This window comes from Phyllobacterium chamaecytisi, assembly GCF_020164455.1.
Lineage (GTDB): Bacteria > Pseudomonadota > Alphaproteobacteria > Rhizobiales > Rhizobiaceae > Phyllobacterium > Phyllobacterium chamaecytisi.
Window position 1 is genome coordinate 237,548 of sequence record NZ_JAIQWW010000001.1, and the last position, 16,290, is coordinate 253,837.

General features: G+C 56.7%; 15 protein-coding genes. 5 read left to right on the top strand and 10 right to left on the bottom strand.

All coding sequences use genetic code 11. The features are described 5' to 3' along the window. Positions 1 to 80: 80 nt before the first annotated feature. The 4 genes from LB462_RS01085 to LB462_RS01100 are packed head-to-tail and all read right to left on the bottom strand — an operon-like array spanning position 81 to position 5,548. A complete protein-coding gene (locus LB462_RS01085) occupies positions 81 to 2,087 on the bottom strand; it encodes an acetyl/propionyl/methylcrotonyl-CoA carboxylase subunit alpha (RefSeq protein ID WP_224506021.1) in 2,007 nt (668 codons plus the stop codon). Positions 2,088 to 2,110: 23 nt separating this feature from the next. Then, on the bottom strand, positions 2,111 to 3,718 hold the full coding sequence (locus LB462_RS01090; RefSeq protein WP_224505576.1) for a carboxyl transferase domain-containing protein: 1,608 nt from the start codon (positions 3,716 to 3,718) through the stop codon (positions 2,111 to 2,113). Positions 3,719 to 3,762: 44 nt separating this feature from the next. Then, positions 3,763 to 4,926 (bottom strand): isovaleryl-CoA dehydrogenase, encoded by a 1,164-nt coding sequence (locus tag LB462_RS01095; protein WP_224505577.1) that lies wholly within the window; start codon positions 4,924 to 4,926, stop codon positions 3,763 to 3,765. Next, on the bottom strand, positions 4,892 to 5,548 hold the full coding sequence (locus tag LB462_RS01100; protein ID WP_224505578.1) for a TetR/AcrR family transcriptional regulator: 657 nt from the start codon (positions 5,546 to 5,548) through the stop codon (positions 4,892 to 4,894). Before LB462_RS01100 ends, LB462_RS01095 begins: the two co-directional genes overlap by 35 nt. A gap of 140 nt (positions 5,549 to 5,688) precedes the next feature. Here LB462_RS01100 and LB462_RS01105 point away from each other — a divergent pair, with 140 nt between their 5' ends. Both LB462_RS01105 and LB462_RS01110 read left to right on the top strand, forming a co-directional pair. After that, the gene (locus LB462_RS01105) at positions 5,689 to 6,189 is read left to right on the top strand and encodes a hypothetical protein (RefSeq protein ID WP_224505579.1); all 501 of its coding nucleotides are present in this window, start codon (positions 5,689 to 5,691) and stop codon (positions 6,187 to 6,189) included. A gap of 13 nt (positions 6,190 to 6,202) precedes the next feature. Then, the gene (locus tag LB462_RS01110) at positions 6,203 to 6,700 is read left to right on the top strand and encodes a hypothetical protein (RefSeq protein WP_224505580.1); all 498 of its coding nucleotides are present in this window, start codon (positions 6,203 to 6,205) and stop codon (positions 6,698 to 6,700) included. A gap of 6 nt (positions 6,701 to 6,706) precedes the next feature. Here the strand turns inward: LB462_RS01110 and LB462_RS01115 are convergent, their stop codons facing one another. Both LB462_RS01115 and LB462_RS01120 read right to left on the bottom strand, forming a co-directional pair. Beyond that, the gene (locus tag LB462_RS01115) at positions 6,707 to 7,072 is read right to left on the bottom strand and encodes a DUF423 domain-containing protein (protein ID WP_224505581.1); all 366 of its coding nucleotides are present in this window, start codon (positions 7,070 to 7,072) and stop codon (positions 6,707 to 6,709) included. 39 nt (positions 7,073 to 7,111) lie between these two features. Next, complete coding sequence (locus tag LB462_RS01120) at positions 7,112 to 8,212, bottom strand: pyridoxal phosphate-dependent aminotransferase (protein ID WP_255626392.1); 1,101 nt, start codon at positions 8,210 to 8,212, stop codon at positions 7,112 to 7,114. A gap of 169 nt (positions 8,213 to 8,381) precedes the next feature. Here LB462_RS01120 and LB462_RS01125 point away from each other — a divergent pair, with 169 nt between their 5' ends. Continuing rightward, positions 8,382 to 8,903, top strand: coding sequence for a DUF1236 domain-containing protein (locus tag LB462_RS01125; protein WP_224505583.1), 522 nt, complete (start codon positions 8,382 to 8,384; stop codon positions 8,901 to 8,903). Between the two features lie 47 nt (positions 8,904 to 8,950). Here LB462_RS01125 and LB462_RS01130 read toward each other — a convergent pair whose 3' ends face one another. Further along, the gene (locus LB462_RS01130; RefSeq protein WP_112527633.1) at positions 8,951 to 9,220 is read right to left on the bottom strand and encodes a hypothetical protein; all 270 of its coding nucleotides are present in this window, start codon (positions 9,218 to 9,220) and stop codon (positions 8,951 to 8,953) included. Positions 9,221 to 9,450: 230 nt separating this feature from the next. Here LB462_RS01130 and LB462_RS01135 point away from each other — a divergent pair, with 230 nt between their 5' ends. Beyond that, positions 9,451 to 9,969, top strand: a complete 519-nt coding sequence (locus tag LB462_RS01135; protein ID WP_224505584.1) for a hypothetical protein — start codon at positions 9,451 to 9,453, stop codon at positions 9,967 to 9,969. Here LB462_RS01135 and LB462_RS01140 read toward each other — a convergent pair. Both LB462_RS01140 and LB462_RS01145 read right to left on the bottom strand, forming a co-directional pair. Then, positions 9,891 to 13,109, bottom strand: a complete 3,219-nt coding sequence (locus tag LB462_RS01140) for an efflux RND transporter permease subunit (RefSeq protein ID WP_224505585.1) — start codon at positions 13,107 to 13,109, stop codon at positions 9,891 to 9,893. The genes LB462_RS01135 and LB462_RS01140 overlap by 79 nt on opposite strands. A gap of 36 nt (positions 13,110 to 13,145) precedes the next feature. Continuing rightward, positions 13,146 to 14,369, bottom strand: a complete 1,224-nt coding sequence (locus tag LB462_RS01145; RefSeq protein WP_224505586.1) for an efflux RND transporter periplasmic adaptor subunit — start codon at positions 14,367 to 14,369, stop codon at positions 13,146 to 13,148. 182 nt (positions 14,370 to 14,551) lie between these two features. Between LB462_RS01145 and LB462_RS01150 the strand changes: the two genes are divergently transcribed. Then, a complete protein-coding gene (locus LB462_RS01150; protein WP_112527637.1) occupies positions 14,552 to 15,139 on the top strand; it encodes a TetR/AcrR family transcriptional regulator in 588 nt (195 codons plus the stop codon). A gap of 26 nt (positions 15,140 to 15,165) precedes the next feature. On the opposite strand, the gene LB462_RS01155 is transcribed toward LB462_RS01150, so the two are convergent. Next, on the bottom strand, positions 15,166 to 16,287 hold the full coding sequence (locus LB462_RS01155; RefSeq protein WP_224505587.1) for an ABC transporter permease: 1,122 nt from the start codon (positions 16,285 to 16,287) through the stop codon (positions 15,166 to 15,168). Positions 16,288 to 16,290: the final 3 nt, after the last annotated feature.

A 16,290-nucleotide genomic window follows, 5' to 3' on the forward strand; every position in this document is an offset into this window, starting at 1 on the left:
GTAGGGAAACGCTTCGACAGACACTCGATCAGCCGAGTGCCGCGCGCTAGTTCTAGCACGCGTTACCCAGCATTTCTGCCTCAATTCTTGGTTGTATCGGCAGGTGCTTCCTCAAACCGCACCAAGGCGGAATTTTCTTTGACTTGCGAATTCTCGGACACGATCTCGGCAACTTTGCCATCATGCGGCGCAGTAATTGAGTGCTCCATTTTCATGGCTTCGAGCACGAGCAATATCTGACCTTTTTTGACCAGGTCACCGGCCGCTACGCGCACGGCTTTCACCAGGCCCGGCATCGGAGCCGTAAGCCGGTCTCCGGCATTGCCTGCCTGTTCGGCGAGCAGAAAAGGATCGGCGATGCTGAACGTCGTTGCCATTCCATTGGCGACGACAGCTACACCATGCGGTATTGCGATGGTCTTAGCCCGCAAAGTGACGCCCTTGCCTGTGAGGTGCCAGCCTTGCGGTTCATGTCGCACACGCAGTTCGACTACAGCATCTGAACCGGAAATCGCGTACCGCTCGTCTCCAAGCACTGACACACCATATCGTACGATCTGCCCAGCCTCTTCGAGCATGACCGGATAAGCCGGCCTGTCATGATGGCTGTAACCTCGCAACGCAGTCCACGGATCACCGTGGACAGGTCGTTTCAGGAGACCGCTGGCAGAAAGGATGGCCAGTTCCTTCGCACCTGCCGGCGTCGCGACGGGAACGATCAATCCTGCAAGATCGCGGTCGATCAGCCCTGTATCGACGTCACCGGCGGCAAATCCCTGATGGCGGATCAACGCCGACAGGAATGGCGCGTTCGTGGTCGTACCGGCAATTTCCGTTTGGCTCAGTGCGCTCTCCATTGCGGCAAGCGCGGATGGGCGATCGACGCCATGCACCACAAGCTTGGCGATCATTGGATCATAGTAGGGCGAGATCGTATCGCCCGCCCGAACGCCGGTTTCGACGCGAACCTCGCCGTCCTGCAGCGCATTGGGAAACGACAGATGGTGCAGCGTGCCGATGGCTGGCAGGAAACTTTTCGCCGGGTCTTCGGCATAGAGACGCGCCTCGATAGCATGGCCATTGAGAGGGATTTGCTTTTGGGATAACGGCAACTTTTCGCCAGCCGCCACGCGCAATTGCCACTCTACCAGGTCGAGCCCGGTGATCATTTCGGTTACCGGGTGTTCCACCTGCAATCGTGTATTCATTTCCATGAACCAGAAACGGTCGGGCTTCAGTCCTTCCGTGGCATCGACGATAAATTCAATCGTGCCCGCACCGGAATAGTTGATCGCTTGCGCTGCCTTGACGGCCGCACTGGTCATTGCAGAGCGCACCTCTGCGGTGATGCCAGGGGCAGGGGCTTCCTCGATGACCTTTTGATGGCGGCGTTGCAGCGAGCAGTCGCGCTCGTAGAGATGCACCACATTGCCGTGATTGTCGCCAAACACCTGCACCTCTATATGGCGCGGTTTGGCGACGTATTTTTCAACGAGCACGCGATCATCACCAAAGGCGCTCTTGGCCTCGCGCCGCGCACTCCCCAGCGCCTCGGCGAAATCATTGGGGTCATCGACTTTGCGCATGCCTTTGCCACCGCCGCCCGCGCGCGCCTTGATCAGCACGGGGTAACCGATCTCGCGCGCTTTGGAGGCGAGCACCACCAGTTCCTGCGCCTCGCCATGGTAGCCCGGAACGACAGGCACTCCGGCCTTTTCCATCAACCGCTTTGCGGCATCCTTGAGCCCCATGGCCCGGATGGAATCCGCAGATGGTCCGATAAAGACCAGACCGGCTTTCACCACCGCATCGACAAAACCCGGATTCTCGGAAAGGAAGCCGTAACCGGGATGAATGGCCTCAGCTCCGCTTTTCAGGGCAGCGTCTATGATGTGGTCGGCACGTAGATAACTGTCGGTGACGGGCGAGGGGCCGATATAGACCGCCTCATCGGCCATCGCCACGTGCAGCGCGTGCGCATCTGCATCGGAATAGACAGCGACCGTGCCGATGCCCATTCTCTGCGCCGTACGGATAACGCGGCAGGCGATTTCACCACGATTGGCAATAAGGATTCTGGAGAACATTTTTGTCATTGTCTTCGTTCCCATCACATCCTGAACATGCCGAAGCGCGTTTCCTCGACAGGCGCATTGAGTGCGGCGGAAAGGGAAAGCGCCAGCACTTCGCGGCTCTTCGCCGGGTCAATGATGCCGTCATCCCAAAGCCGCGCCGAGGAGTAGAGCGGGTGACCTTCGCGCTCATATTTCTCAAGGATGGGTGCCCGGAATGCTGCTTCGTCGCTGGCTGACCACTCTCCACCCTTGCGCTCAATACCCTCACGCTTGACCAGCGCCAGAACCGTGGCCGCCTGTTCGCCGCCCATGACCGAAATGCGCGCATTCGGCCACATCCAGAGGAAGCGAGGTGAAAAGGCTCTGCCGCACATGCCGTAGTTGCCAGCGCCAAACGAACCGCCAACAATCATCGTTAACTTGGGCACACGCGCCGTGGCGACTGCCGTGACAAGTTTTGCGCCATCCTTGGCGATCCCGCCAGCCTCGTAGGAACGTCCGACCATGAACCCGGTGATGTTCTGCAGGAAGACCAGCGGGATGCCGCGCTGCGTGCACAGCTCGATGAAATGCGTGCCCTTCAGCGCGCTCTCGGAAAACAGCACGCCATTATTGGCGATAATACCGACCGGCATGCCGTAGAGATGCGCAAAACCGGTTATCAGCGTCGTGCCGTAGTTCTGCTTGAACTCGTCGAATTCCGAGCCGTCGACAATGCGGGCGATCAATTCGCGCGCATCGTATGGCTGGCGCAGATCGCTCGGTATGATGCCGTAAAGTTCAAGTGGATCATAAAGAGGCGGAATCACCTTGCGAAGATCTAGGCCTATCTCCTTCTTTCGATTCAGGTTTCCAACGATACGTCGGGCGATGGCAAGTGCGTGCGCATCATCCACGGCGTAGTGGTCGGCAACGCCCGATTCGCGTGTATGCACTTCCGCGCCGCCAAGGTCTTCTGCCGAAACCTCTTCGCCTGTCGCTGCTTTGACCAAGGGAGGCCCTGCGAGAAAAATCGTTGCCTGGCCTTTGACCATGATGGTTTCTTCCGACATGGCGGGCACATAGGCGCCACCCGCCGTGCATGATCCCATGACGACCGCAATCTGCGGGATGCCTGCCGCCGACATATTGGCCTGGTTGTAGAAGATACGGCCAAAATGTTCGCGATCCGGAAAGACCTCGTCCTGATTGGGCAGATTGGCTCCGCCGCTATCCACAAGATAGAGGCAGGGCAGATTGTTCTGCAGCGCGATCTCCTGTGCCCGGAGATGCTTTTTCACCGTCAATGGATAATAGGTACCGCCCTTCACCGTAGCATCATTGACGACGATCATCACTTCCTTGCCGGATACCCGGCCGATCCCTGCAATCAGACCGGCGGATGAAATTGTGTCGTCATACATATCCCAGGCGGCAAACTGGCCGATTTCCAGAAAGGGCGAACCGGCGTCGAGAAGCTGTGCCAAGCGATCACGCGGGAGGAGCTTGCCGCGCGACGTGTGGCGCTCGCGCGCCTCTTCGGTACCACCCTTGATCACCAATTCCGCCTTGGCCTGGATATCACCGACCAGTGCCTGCATTCGCTTTGTATTGGCGGTAAAGTTTTCGGACGTGGTGCTGATCTGGGAGGTGAGGACGGTCATGCGGTCTCCTGTTATCGGCGGTCAATAGTAGCAGTGGTGGTGGTTCAAGCGCTCTCTGCAAACATTTCCCTGCCGATAAGCATGCGCCGTATCTCGCTGGTGCCAGCACCGATTTCGTAGAGCTTGGCATCGCGCAACAGCCGTCCCGTCGGATAGTCGTTGATATAGCCATTGCCGCCGAGCGCCTGTATCGCCTCAAGCGCGCACCATGTTGCTTTCTCTGCAGCGTACAGAACGCACCCTGCTGCATCCTTGCGCGTGGTTTCGCCGCGGTCACAGGCTGCTGCAACGGCGTAAACATAGGCCCGGCAAGCATTCGTCGTTGTGTACATGTCTGCCAGCTTGCCCTGCATCAGCTGGAATTCTCCGATAGGTTGGCCAAATTGCTTGCGCTCATGCACGTAGGGGACAACCACATCCAGACAGGCGTCCATCACTCCCAAAGGTCCACCGGCAAGCACGACGCGCTCATAGTCCAATCCTGACATCAGGATTTTGACACCCTGGCCCTCTTCGCCAAGTACGTTTTCGAATGGCACTTCACAGTCCTCGAATACGAGCTCGCACGTATTGGAACCGCGCATACCAAGCTTGTCCAGTTTTTGCGCGGTGGTGAAACCCTTGAATTCCTTCTCGATCAGAAATGCTGTAATTCCGCGGGAGCCCGCGGCGGGATCGGACTTCGCGTAGACCACTAACGTGCTGGCGTCCGGACCATTGGTGATCCACATCTTGTTACCGTTCAGAACATAACGGTCATTCTTCTTGTCGGCGCGCAGTTTCATCGAAACGACGTCGGAGCCCGCGCCCGGTTCTGACATGGCGAGCGCGCCGACATGTTCACCCGAGCAGAGTTTCGGCAGATACTTTGCCTTCTGCTCTGGGGTGCCCCAGCGATTGATCTGGTTAACGCAAAGATTGGAATGCGCACCATAAGAGAGACCGACTGACGCCGAGGCGCGGGAGATTTCTTCCACCGCAATCGTGTGTGCGAGGTAGCCAAGGCCGGACCCGCCAAACTCCGGGTCGGCAGTCATTCCGAGCAGGCCGAGTTCGCCCATTTTCGGCCAGACGTGCATGGGGAATTGATTGGATCTATCGGTCTCGGCCGCCAGCGGTGCTATTTCCGCCTGCGCAAACCGATGTACCGTTTCCCGCAGTGCCTCGATTTCCTCAGAGACTCCGAATCTTAGGCCCGACTGGTACATTTCGTCCTCCCGTTTTAGTTGTCGCAATCTTCTTGGCGCCAACAAGGCGCAGTCCCATTTCGACATACTTTTCTGCAATCTCGTCGACACTAAGCCTGTCGTCCGTCCGGAACCAGACCATGACACCGGTAATCATCGCGATAATGGCGCGGGTTGTCAGCGCAATGTCATCGATGGCAAATTCGCGTGTATCCATGCCGTCGTCGAGTATGTCCCGAAGGCTGTTCTCGTACCGCGCACGCAATTCAACAATAATGGCCCGGTTTTCCGGGCTGAGGCTGCGCAACTCCATATTTCCAATGTGCACATCGTCCCGCCGCTCCACATGAAAACGGATATGGAAACGAATGAAGGCGCAGAACTTCTCTAGCGCCGTATGAGCGCTGCGGCCCTCGGCTTCCCAAGCGGCAAGCACACGATCCATGTGTCCCCGCATCACCGAAAATAGCAGTTCCTGCTTGTTGGGGTAGTAGCGATAGAAGGCCGCAGGTTGCACGCCCACCTCGTCCGCCAGCCGGCGCATCGACATCGCTTCATAGCCGACGCGGGCAATCAAATGCTTCGCAGCAATATCAATTGCGCTGCGTGTCCTCCCGCCATCTGATCCGGTTGTGCGTGCCATGGCGAATTAATAAAACGAACGTTCAATTAATTCAAGAGGCATGTTGCTAGACGAAGGTATGGATAGAGGAGCGGAAGGGATGCATGTAGGCTCAGCCAATTGGAGTCGATTTTCATCAATCAATTTTCAGAGTGGATTTCATGTTTGAACGACGCATTTCTCGCCTATTCGCTACCCTGATTACAGCAATTTTCTTGCCGTTGGCACTGATCCCTTCTGCAAACGCCTTGAGCATGAAAGAGTGCAGCGTCAAGTACAAGATGGCGCAGAGTGCTGGCGAAGCAGAAGGCGTTTCGTGGGGCGAATTCCGTAAAGCACAATGCACCGCGCCCACTGAGGCGGCTGACAAGTCAACCAACTCCGCACCAACGGAGGCCAAAGCAAACACGACTGAAGATAAGCCAGAAACAACGCCAAAAAAAGCCGAAGTCGTAGCCAGATCCCCATCCGGAAAGACGACGTTTCCATCGTCGATAGCCGAAAAATTTGCTGCAGAAAAGCCTGCCAAAGCCCGCATGCACACATGCCTTGAGCAATATCACGCTAACAAGAAAGGCGGTACGCTTGGCGGCACGCGCTGGATCGAAAAAGGCGGCGGCTACTACAAGTTGTGCAATGCCAAGCTGAAGGGGGAAGGTTAAAGGAGCGGCGGCCATGGCTCATAAACCTGCAAGGCTGCAGAGCTTGAAATCCACTGATGGCGGTGGCACATTTGACGATATGGAACATCGCGTCGCATTTCTGGAAAAATCTTTTGAGAAGTTGGACGGCAAACTGGATGTCATCATCAATAGCATCGCAGGTTTGAAGGAGGATGTTTCAATCCTGAAGGGTGAGGTATCAGGCCTGAAGGGCGACGTTTCAGGCCTGAAGGGAGATGTTGCAGGCTTGAAGGAGGGGGTCGCCTATATGAAAGGCAAGGTTGAAACGCTTCCTACGGTTGAATCTTTCGCCGCGCTAAGTCAGTCGCTCGGACAGCTTACTGGTCATGTACATACTCTCCCATCGGCGGCAGCTTTTGGGGAACTCAAGGGTCGGGTAGATAGCCTGCCGACAACTGCAAAGCTTGCCAGTCTTCTCGCTGTCGCTGTCGGTGTCATTGCCATTATCAACAAATGGCCCAGGGTCATCGACGCTGTTTTCGGCTGGTAGCGCTAATCATTCCGAACGCTCGAAGTCCAGTCGGCCAAACGCTGTCCCAGCGACGATAACCCATCCCAGAATGAGCAATGATCCGCCAAGCGGGGCGGCGAAGGGAAAGAGCCTGTCGCCAATTGCGTCCCGAGATACCAGATCGCCGATGAAGAACAACAGTCCGAATACCAATACCCACGCGCCGAAATAGGCTGGCCGACTGACTTTTGCCAATAAAGATAGCGCTAAGAATGCGGGCGCGTGGATGAACAGGATCGGCGCAATCGTGGCCATATGACCTTCCGCGCTGTGGGCCGCCGCTGCATAGGCCGCGATACCTGCAGCCCCGAACAGTCCGCCGAAACCGGCAAAAACCCGATTGATATCCAAGTTATTCTCCGTTTCCAGGTTTTTATCCGGGCTCAGCGGCTACTTTACGGCGGCCAAGGCCTGCGGAAGCTGTTGTTCGAAACAATCGAGTTCTTCGTCAAGGCCGACGCTGACACGGATGCAGCGGTCGAGACCTGGCGCCATTGGTTTGCGCACGAAGACGTCGCGGTCGATCAGGGCGTTGAGAACCGCGAGGGCATATGACCCATCGCGCCCGCAATCGATAGTGACGAAATTCGTAGCAGAGGGAATCGCCGCAAGGTCGTTCTTCGCAGCAATCTGCACGATCCGCTCACGTCCAGCGATAATCCGTGCAATCACCGCCTTGAGATAATCTTGATCCTTTAACGCTGCGAGGGCGGCTATCTGTGTCAGCTTGTTCATGCCGAAATGGTTGCGGATTTTGTCGAAGGCGAGGATCTGCTTTTCGACGCCGACGGCGTAGCCGCAGCGCATTCCGGCGAGCCCATATGCCTTGGAAAAAGTGCGCATGCGCAGGACATTCGGCCGCGAAACATTGATCCGGGGCAGAGCGCCCGCTGGTGCCGTTTCGCCATAAGCTTCGTCGAGGATCAGCATCGTGTCTTTCGGCAGCGCATCGATAAAGCGTTCGATCTCCGCCGCCTCCCACCACGTCCCCATTGGATTGTCAGGGTTGGAGAGATAGACGAGCGGTGCCTGTTCGCGCTTTACCGCGGCAAGCAATGCCTCGAGGTCCTCGCGATCCTCCCTGTATGGCACTGTCACCAGCCGTCCGCCAAAGCCGGCCACATGAAAATTGAATGTCGGATAGGCACCGAGCGAAGTGACGACCGACGTGCCCTCATGCACATACTGGCGCACGGCGAGTCCGAGCAACGTATCGACGCCTTCGCCAACGACGATATTGGCCGGAGCAACGCCGAGATGCGTGGCAAGCGCATGCTTCAAATCAAAATTTTCTGGATCGGCGTATTTCCACGCCTCCGCGGCATGGTCTTGTATGGCGGCAATGACTGAAGGCGCTGGGCCGAAGCCGCTTTCATTGGCGCCAAGCCGCGCTTTGAAAGCCCGGTTGCGCTTGCGCTCCAGCGCTTCCGGTCCGACGAACGGCACTGTCGAGGGCAGGGAGTCGATGAGGGGGATCAGGTGCGGTTCCATGTCCACAGCGATATCAGTTTTTGTGCCGGCGAAAAGCAAAATTTCGCTCTTTTACGTCGAACTCACAGTTCGAAGTCGCGATCACATATCGTTTTTCAGCGGAACCAAACCTTTGTCGCGGGGTTTCCCTCCCACTGGGACAAAACAGGTTCAATTGAGAGGCAGGATAATGAAAAAGGTTTTTATAGTGACTGCAGCGGCGTTTTTCGCCACCTCCGGTCTGGCGATCGCTCAGGATAGCGTTGTCGTTGAAGTACCGCAGTCTGCCCGGGATTATGTCATCGCGCATCCGGCCGATCCAGTTGTTATAGAGGGTGACTTATCTCAGGGTTACGTCGTACCCGAAACAATCGTGGTGCGGCCAATTCCGGAGAGCCCGGGCTATGGCTACATCTATGTCGATGGCCGCCCCGTGATCGTCTCCATGGAGAACCGCGAGGTCGTCTATCTGTCGGACAATGCTGGGGCTGCGCCCGATGACGGAGTTATCCCGAACGACGTTGTCTCCTACATAGAGACCAATCCGACTGATCCGGTGGTCATCGATGGTGACGTAACCATGGGCACGGTAATTCCTGACGATGTGCCGCTGGTCGCCGTACCTGATCAGCCGCGCTACTCATACGTATACGTGCAGGATCGTCCCGCACTCATCGAACGTGAAACGCGGCGCGTCGTCTGGGTCCGGTAAACATAATGTTCGAATGACACTTGCCCGCACTCGTAGCGGGCGAGTGTTTACCATCGGCGGTGCCGATAATAGCGATAGCGATTGTCATAGATGATCAGCGGCGTGTTGAATTGCATCTGTTCGAATTGCGCCCGGCTCGCGGCGCGCCTGTCGAGATCGAGATTGAGCAGGCAATTTGCGAATGCATCGGTCCCACGCCGGAAACCATAGGATGAACAGGTCTGATTATCGAGCGCGCGCCGCTCTTCCGGCGTCATGGAGACGCAGCCGGTGATGAAGAGCGTGAGCAAAACAGTTAATCCTGCCAATGGTCTCATGGATTCCTCTGCCAGACCGCTAATTCCCGATCAACACGAGAAATGTTACTGAACAGGTTTCAAATATTGGCGCTTGCAGTTGCATCATATCAATAAGGTCCTGACCGCACTATCCCAATTGCTTGGCAGCTTTAATAGCCAGACTTTGGTTGGATGATGGGGTTGGGAGGGAGGCTTACAAAGCTAGCCTCAAGTCGCGAAAAAAACACCGGCAATCATGAGAATAATTATTGCTCCTGCCAAAATCGGCAGGATTGAAAAACCTGCAGGGGTGGGTTGAGGCCTCAATACCAATTTGGCAAAGCGAGCAGAATGGTGGCTGCTACCTGGGTGCATATGACAAAAGTGACGAAGGGTATAAACCCGTCGCTGATCTTCCGGTTATCGTTTGCTGCGGCAAAGCTCATAAGGACTGCTCCCGATTGGACGATCCTTTGAAAGTGCCGAAGGATCATGATCGTCAGTGCCGAATTTCGGCTTGGTCACGCAACTGTAACAGTTTGAAACCTTTTGTCACCCAAAAAGTTCTCATCCTCGTTCAACTGTGCCGTGATAGCCTTCTTCCGGTGATGAAATGCTGCTGCTATAACGTAGAGAAAATCTTCAGTTTCAGTGGTTTAGCTCCGGCGATGCAGAACTTTTGCAAGATCTGCGCCGCCGGAGATTATTGTTATTCGGCTGGCGTTGCAGCGGGGGCAATCGTGCCCGAATTGTGGCTGGAATCGCCATCGAAGGTGCTGGCATGGTGACTTTTCAGCTGCCGGTTTCCTGTCATCGCACGTATCAGCACGTAGAACACTGGCGTCATGAACAGGCCGAACAACGTCACGCCGATCATCCCGGCAAACACCGCTACACCCATTGCACTACGCATTTCCGCACCGGCTCCTGTCGATGTGACGAGAGGTACCACGCCCATGATGAAGGCGAGTGATGTCATCAGGATCGGTCTGAGCCGCAGGCGGCTGGCCTCGATCACAGCCTTGAATGGTGTCGACCCGGCAAACTCCAGTTCCCGCGCAAACTCGACGATCAGGATGGCGTTCTTGGCAGACAGTCCGACAAGCACGATCAGCCCGATCTGCGTGAAGACATTGTTGTCCCCCGCCGTCAGCCAGACACCGGTGAGGGCGGCAAGCAGTCCGAGAGGCACGATCATGATGATCGATAGCGGCAGTGACAGGCTTTCATATTGCGCCGAGAGGACGAGGAACACCAGGAGGATCGACAGCGGGAAGATCAGGTAGGCCGAGTTGCCCGCAATGATCTCCTGATAGGTCAGTTCTGTCCATTCGAAGCCGATCCCGGGCGGCAGGGTGTCGGCGGCAATCTTTTCCACCGCAGCCCGCGCCTGACCCGATGAGTAGCCTGGAGCCGCATTGCCGTTCACGTCGGCAGCAAGGAAGCCGTTATAGCGCATGGCACGATCCGGTCCCGCACTGGATGAGACGTTGACCAGAGCCGATAGCGGGATCATCTCGCCCGAACCCGATCGTACCTTCAGATCGCCAATATCTTCAGACTTGGCCCGGAAATTCGACTCCGCCTGCATGCGGACGGAATAAGTACGGCCGAACTTGTTGAAGTCATTGACATAGACCGAGCCAAGATAAATCTGCAACGTGTTGAAGATTTCCGGCAACGATACGTTGAGTTGGCGTGCCTTGGCGCGATCAACATCGGCGTAGAGCTGTGGAACATTGATCTGATAGCTGGTGAACAGGCCTGTCAGCTCCGGCGCGGTGGCCGCCTTGGCGAGGAACGCCTTGGTTGCGTCGTCGAGAGCCTGATAACCAAGACCATTGCGATCCTCGATCTGCAGCTTGAACCCGCCGATCGAGCCGAGACCCTGGACGGGAGGCGGCGGGAAGACGGCGCTGAACGATTCCTGGATGCCGGCTATCTGCTGATTGAGCGCCATGGCGATAGCACCGGCACTCAGGTCGGGCGTCTTGCGCTCTTCGAAAGGTTTCAGCGAAACGAAGACAACGCCGGCGTTCGAACTATTGGTGAATCCGGCGATGGACAGGCCAGGGAAGGCAATCGTGCTTTGCACACCGGGTATCTTCAACGCCATGTCCCCAATGCGGCGGACGACCGCTTCCGTCCGGTCAAGCGTCGCACCATCCGGCAGCTGTGTGAAACCGACCAGATACTGCTTGTCCTGCGGCGGAACGAAACCGCCCGGCACACTCTTGAACATGAATGCCGTCGCGCCGATCAAGATGATATAAATCCCCATCATGATCGTCTTGCGCGAAATAACGCCGCGCACACCTTTACTGTAGCCGTTGGCTCCACGGGTGAACACGGCATTGAACCCGCGGAAAAGCCAGCCCAGCGTCAGATCCATGAAGCGCGTCAAACGATCCTTCGGCTGGTCATGTCCCTTGAGCAACAATGCCGCGAGGGCAGGCGACAGTGTAAGGGAGTTGAATGCTGAAATGACTGTCGAGATGGCGATCGTCAGCGCAAACTGCCGGTAGAACTGACCCGTAAGGCCGCTGATGAAAGCGAGAGGCACGAACACCGCGACCAGAACCAGCGCAATAGCGATAATCGGTCCCGAGACTTCGCGCATCGCCTGTACCGTCGCTTGCCGCGGGGCCAGACCGTTCTCGATGTTTCGCTCGACGTTCTCGACGACCACGATGGCGTCATCGACGACGATACCGATGGCAAGAACAAGTCCGAACAGGCTGAGCGCGTTGATCGAGAAACCGAACAGATGCATCACCGCAAACGTACCGACGATCGATATCGGCACCGCGATCAGCGGAATGATCGATGCACGCCACGTTTGCAGGAACAGGATAACAACGAGAACGACCAGCAGCACCGCCTCAAGCAGTGTATGAATGACGGCCTCGATCGAGGCGCGGACGAACTGCGTCGTATCGTAGACGATCTCGTAGTCTACGCCTTCCGGCATGGTCAGCTTCATCTCGTTCATCGCCGCACGAACTTCGTCGGCGATCTGGATCGCATTGGAGCCCGGTGCCTGGAAGATCGGGATAGCGACGGCGCTCTTGTTGTCGAGCAGCGAGCGTAGCGAATAGTCGGCTGCGCCAAGTTCGATGCGGGCAATGTCGCTCAAATGTGTGATCGCGCCATTGGCGGCAGTCTTGACGATGATCTGGCCGAATTCTTCTTCGGATTGCAACCGACCTTGCGCGTTCACCGTCAACTGCAGGTCGACACTGTTCGAGTTGGGCGACGCACCGATGGTACCGGCAGCAGCCTGCACATTCTGTGCACGGATCTCGTTGAGAACATCGGTTGCCGAGAGGCCGAGTTCCGCGGTCTTCTGCGGATCGAGCCAGATACGCATCGAATAGTCGCCGGATCCGAACAATTGCACATCGCCGACGCCGTTGATGCGGGCGAGGCGATCCTTGATGTTGATCAGGGCGTAGTTGCGCAGGTATGTGATGTCGTAGCGATCATTGGGCGAGATGAGGTTGACCACCAGCATCAGGTCAGGCGAACTCTTGACCGTGGTGATCCCGAGGCTGCGCACTTCTTCCGGCAAGCGCGGTTCCGCCTGCGAAACGCGGTTTTGCACCAGCTGTTGTGCCTTGTCCGGATCTGTCCCGAGCGCAAAGGTCACAGTCAGCGTCATCTGGCCGTCTGCCGTCGCCTGACTGCCCATATAGAGCATGCCTTCAACGCCGTTGATCTGCTCTTCCATCGGCGTTGCGACTGTTTCGGCAATGACCTTCGGATTTGCCCCTGGATATTGAGCCCGCACCACGATGGATGGGGGCACAACATCCGGATATTCCGAGACGGGCATCGTCGTCAGCGCAATCAAACCGCCAAGGAAGATGATGAAAGAAAGAACGCCCGCAAAGATCGGGCGGTCGATAAAGAAATTGGAGATATTCATATCAATTCCACCTGCCCAATGCGGGGCTCTGGATAGTTATTGTTTGACCTTGGCCTGGTCCGCCAGCGCCTGCTGGTCTGGAGCCTTGCCGCCCATCGCTACCATCTCCGGTGCAACGAGCGAGCCAGGGCGAATGCGCTGCAGGCCATTGACGACGATCTTGTCATCCGCCTGCAATCCAGCCGTGACGATCCGCAGGCCATCGGCCTTGGCGCCAAGCGAGATTTCGCGATACTCAACGACGTTCTTCGAATTGACGACCATGACGAACTTCTTGTTCTGGTCGGTTCCAACAGCTTTTTCGTCAACCAGCAATTCGTTACGCTCGTTGGCCTGACCCATGCGGACCTTGGCGAACTGACCGGGCATCAGCTTGCCATTGGCGTTATCAAACACCGCGCGAACCTTGACGGTACCGCTCGTCGCATCGACGCTGTTGTTGATCAGCTGTAACTTGCCGGTGATCCCGTCCTGGCCGTGCACATCCATCTGAACCGGGATACGGTTGACGAAGTCGCGGCTGTTCAAGCCCTCGGGAAGATCGGCGAGCGCATTGGCGACGACGTTCTCATCGGCCTCGAAACTTGCATAAATCGGGCTGATCGAAACCAGCGACGTCAGTAACGGCGCGCTCGGTCCCTCGGCGATGAGATTGCCGGGGGTGATCTCGATACGTCCGACCCGGCCGCTGATCGGTGCGCGAATATCGGTCCAGTCGAGGTTGAGCATGGCGGTCTGCAATACGGCCTTGGCCGCTTCGAGGTCCGCCTCGGCGCTGGTCTGAACGTTCAGACGTTGATCGTAATCGCTCTGGGATGCAAAGCGCGATGTCACGAGCTGCTTGCCGCGCTGAAGTTCGCTCTTGGCATAAGCGAGCTTCGATTCGGCAGAGGCCACCTGCGCCTTTGCGCGCGCAACTTCTGCCTCGTATGGCGCTGGGTCGATCTTGACCAGAAGGTCGCCCTGCTTGACGATCGCGCCTTCTTTGAAGGCAACCGACTGGATGGCGCCGGAGACTCGTGAGCGTACTTCAACCGCATCGACCGCCTCAAGCCGGCCAGAGAATTCGCTCCACTGCGTTACGAGCTTCGGCTGTACGACCGCAACCGAAACAGGCGTGGCCGGCGCAGGCGCGGCCTGGCTTTTTTCGCCTTCCGCGTGGCTCTGCTGCATGTCCAGAAAGTGCGAGCCGCCGACTGTGGCAAGTGTCAGAATCAGAGCGCTGGCATAGAGGCTTTTTCTTAAAGTGCTGATTGACATCGTGGTCATCCTGCTTTGAAAGTTTCCGCCATTGGGAGGGTGGCGAATCTGAATTCGATCATCGAATTGAGCATTGACGTTCTATACCGATCGGTATAGAACGGTTGATATAAGGCGGCGATGTAACAGCTGTCAATGGAATTTTATACCGAGCGGTATAATTCTTTTAGGGAGTGTTGTCCATGGGACGGCCCAGGGAATTTGATGCGGACGATGCCTTGCAGACAGCTTTGGAGCTATTCTGGCGAAAAGGCTATGAAGGCACGTCCATCACTGACCTGACCGACGGCATGGGTATCACCAAGCCCAGTCTTTACGGAACCTTCGGCAACAAGGAAGAACTCTTCCGCATGGCGCTGCAGCGCTACGAGCAGAACTACATGGCCTTCTTCTGGAAGGCACTGGAGCAGCCGACCGCGCGGATTGTTGCGCTGGATATATTGCATGGTTTTGCCAATGCCCAGACTGAAGAGTGCAATCCCGGTGGATGCCTTGGTATCAATGCCGCGATGGGCTGCAGTGAAGCCGCGGAAGCAATCCAAAAAACCATCATCGAGCGTCGCCAGATAGGGCAGAAGGCGCTGGCGCGGCGTTTCGAACGCGCCATGCGTGAAGGTGATCTGCCCGCCGACTGCAATGCGGACGATCTTGCCCGCTATCTCTTGACCATCGCCCAAGGCACTGCTGTCCAGGCATCGAGCGGGGCTGGCCGGGAAGAGCTTTACCGGCTGATCGACATCGCCATGAAATCTTTTCCAGGCTCGAACTAACTACCCTTCAAATTCAGCCTGATGCATCAGGTCAACCTGTTCCGGAAAAGCCAGGCCGAAAATGGCAAGGTAACCGCGGCGATGGCCACCAGCGCCAGCATTTCCGGCAGCAATTGCCTCAGTCCTGCGCCCTCCAGATAGACCTGGTGTGTAATGCTGATCGCATAGCGCAGCGGATTGATCATCGTCAGATACTGCAAGATCTCCGGCATATTGCCGATCGGCGCCGTTAGACCCGACAACAGCATGAATGGCATCAGCAGCACGAACGAGTAGATCATTGCCTGCTGCATGTTGCCTGCGAGCGAAGAGATGAAAAGGCCAATGCCCACTGCCGCGGCGAGGAACAGCACCAGGCCCAGGTAAAGCATGAAATAAGAACCCTCGAAGGGAATCTGGAACCATAGCTGGGCGACGAGCAATATGGTCGTTGCCTGCGAGAGACCGACCATCATCGAGGGCAGGGCCTTTCCAACCATGATCTCGGACGGTCTGAATGGCGTAACCAGCAGCTGGTCGAAAGTCCCCGCCTCACGTTCGCGCGCGACCGACATGGCAGTCAGCATCAGCGTCATCATCATGGTGATCGTACCGATCAATGACGGGATCATGTACCACCGCGTCTCAAGGCTGGGATTGTACCAAGCGCGGGTCGTAACCTTGATGCCGTTATTCCTGTCTTGGCCGTTCTCCTCACGCCATTGCGCGGTGAAGTCCGTCGCGATGGTATTGATATAGCTCTGCGCGGTGCCGGCCGTGTTGGAATTGCGGCCATCGGCGATGATCTGCAATTTGGCCGGCATTCCGGCCATCAGCCGCCTCTCGAAATCCTGGTCGATGACCACCACCAGCAAAACCCGGGCGTCATTGATGAATTTATCGATGTCGGATGTCCGCTGCAACGTCGCAACACGGTTGAAAATGCCCGAGCCGTCCAGTTTCGAAACCAGCTCTATGGATGCCGCGCTGTGATCGTGATCGAGAACCGCGTAGGGCACATTGTTGAGATCGTAACTCGCGGCATAGCCAAAGATCAGGCATTGCAGGATAGGCGGCAGCACCAGCACGATACGGCTTTTCGGGTCCTTGAACATCGCCAGCAATTCCTTGCGGATCAGCGCGATTATTCGGAAGAAGGATTCTTTCATGGC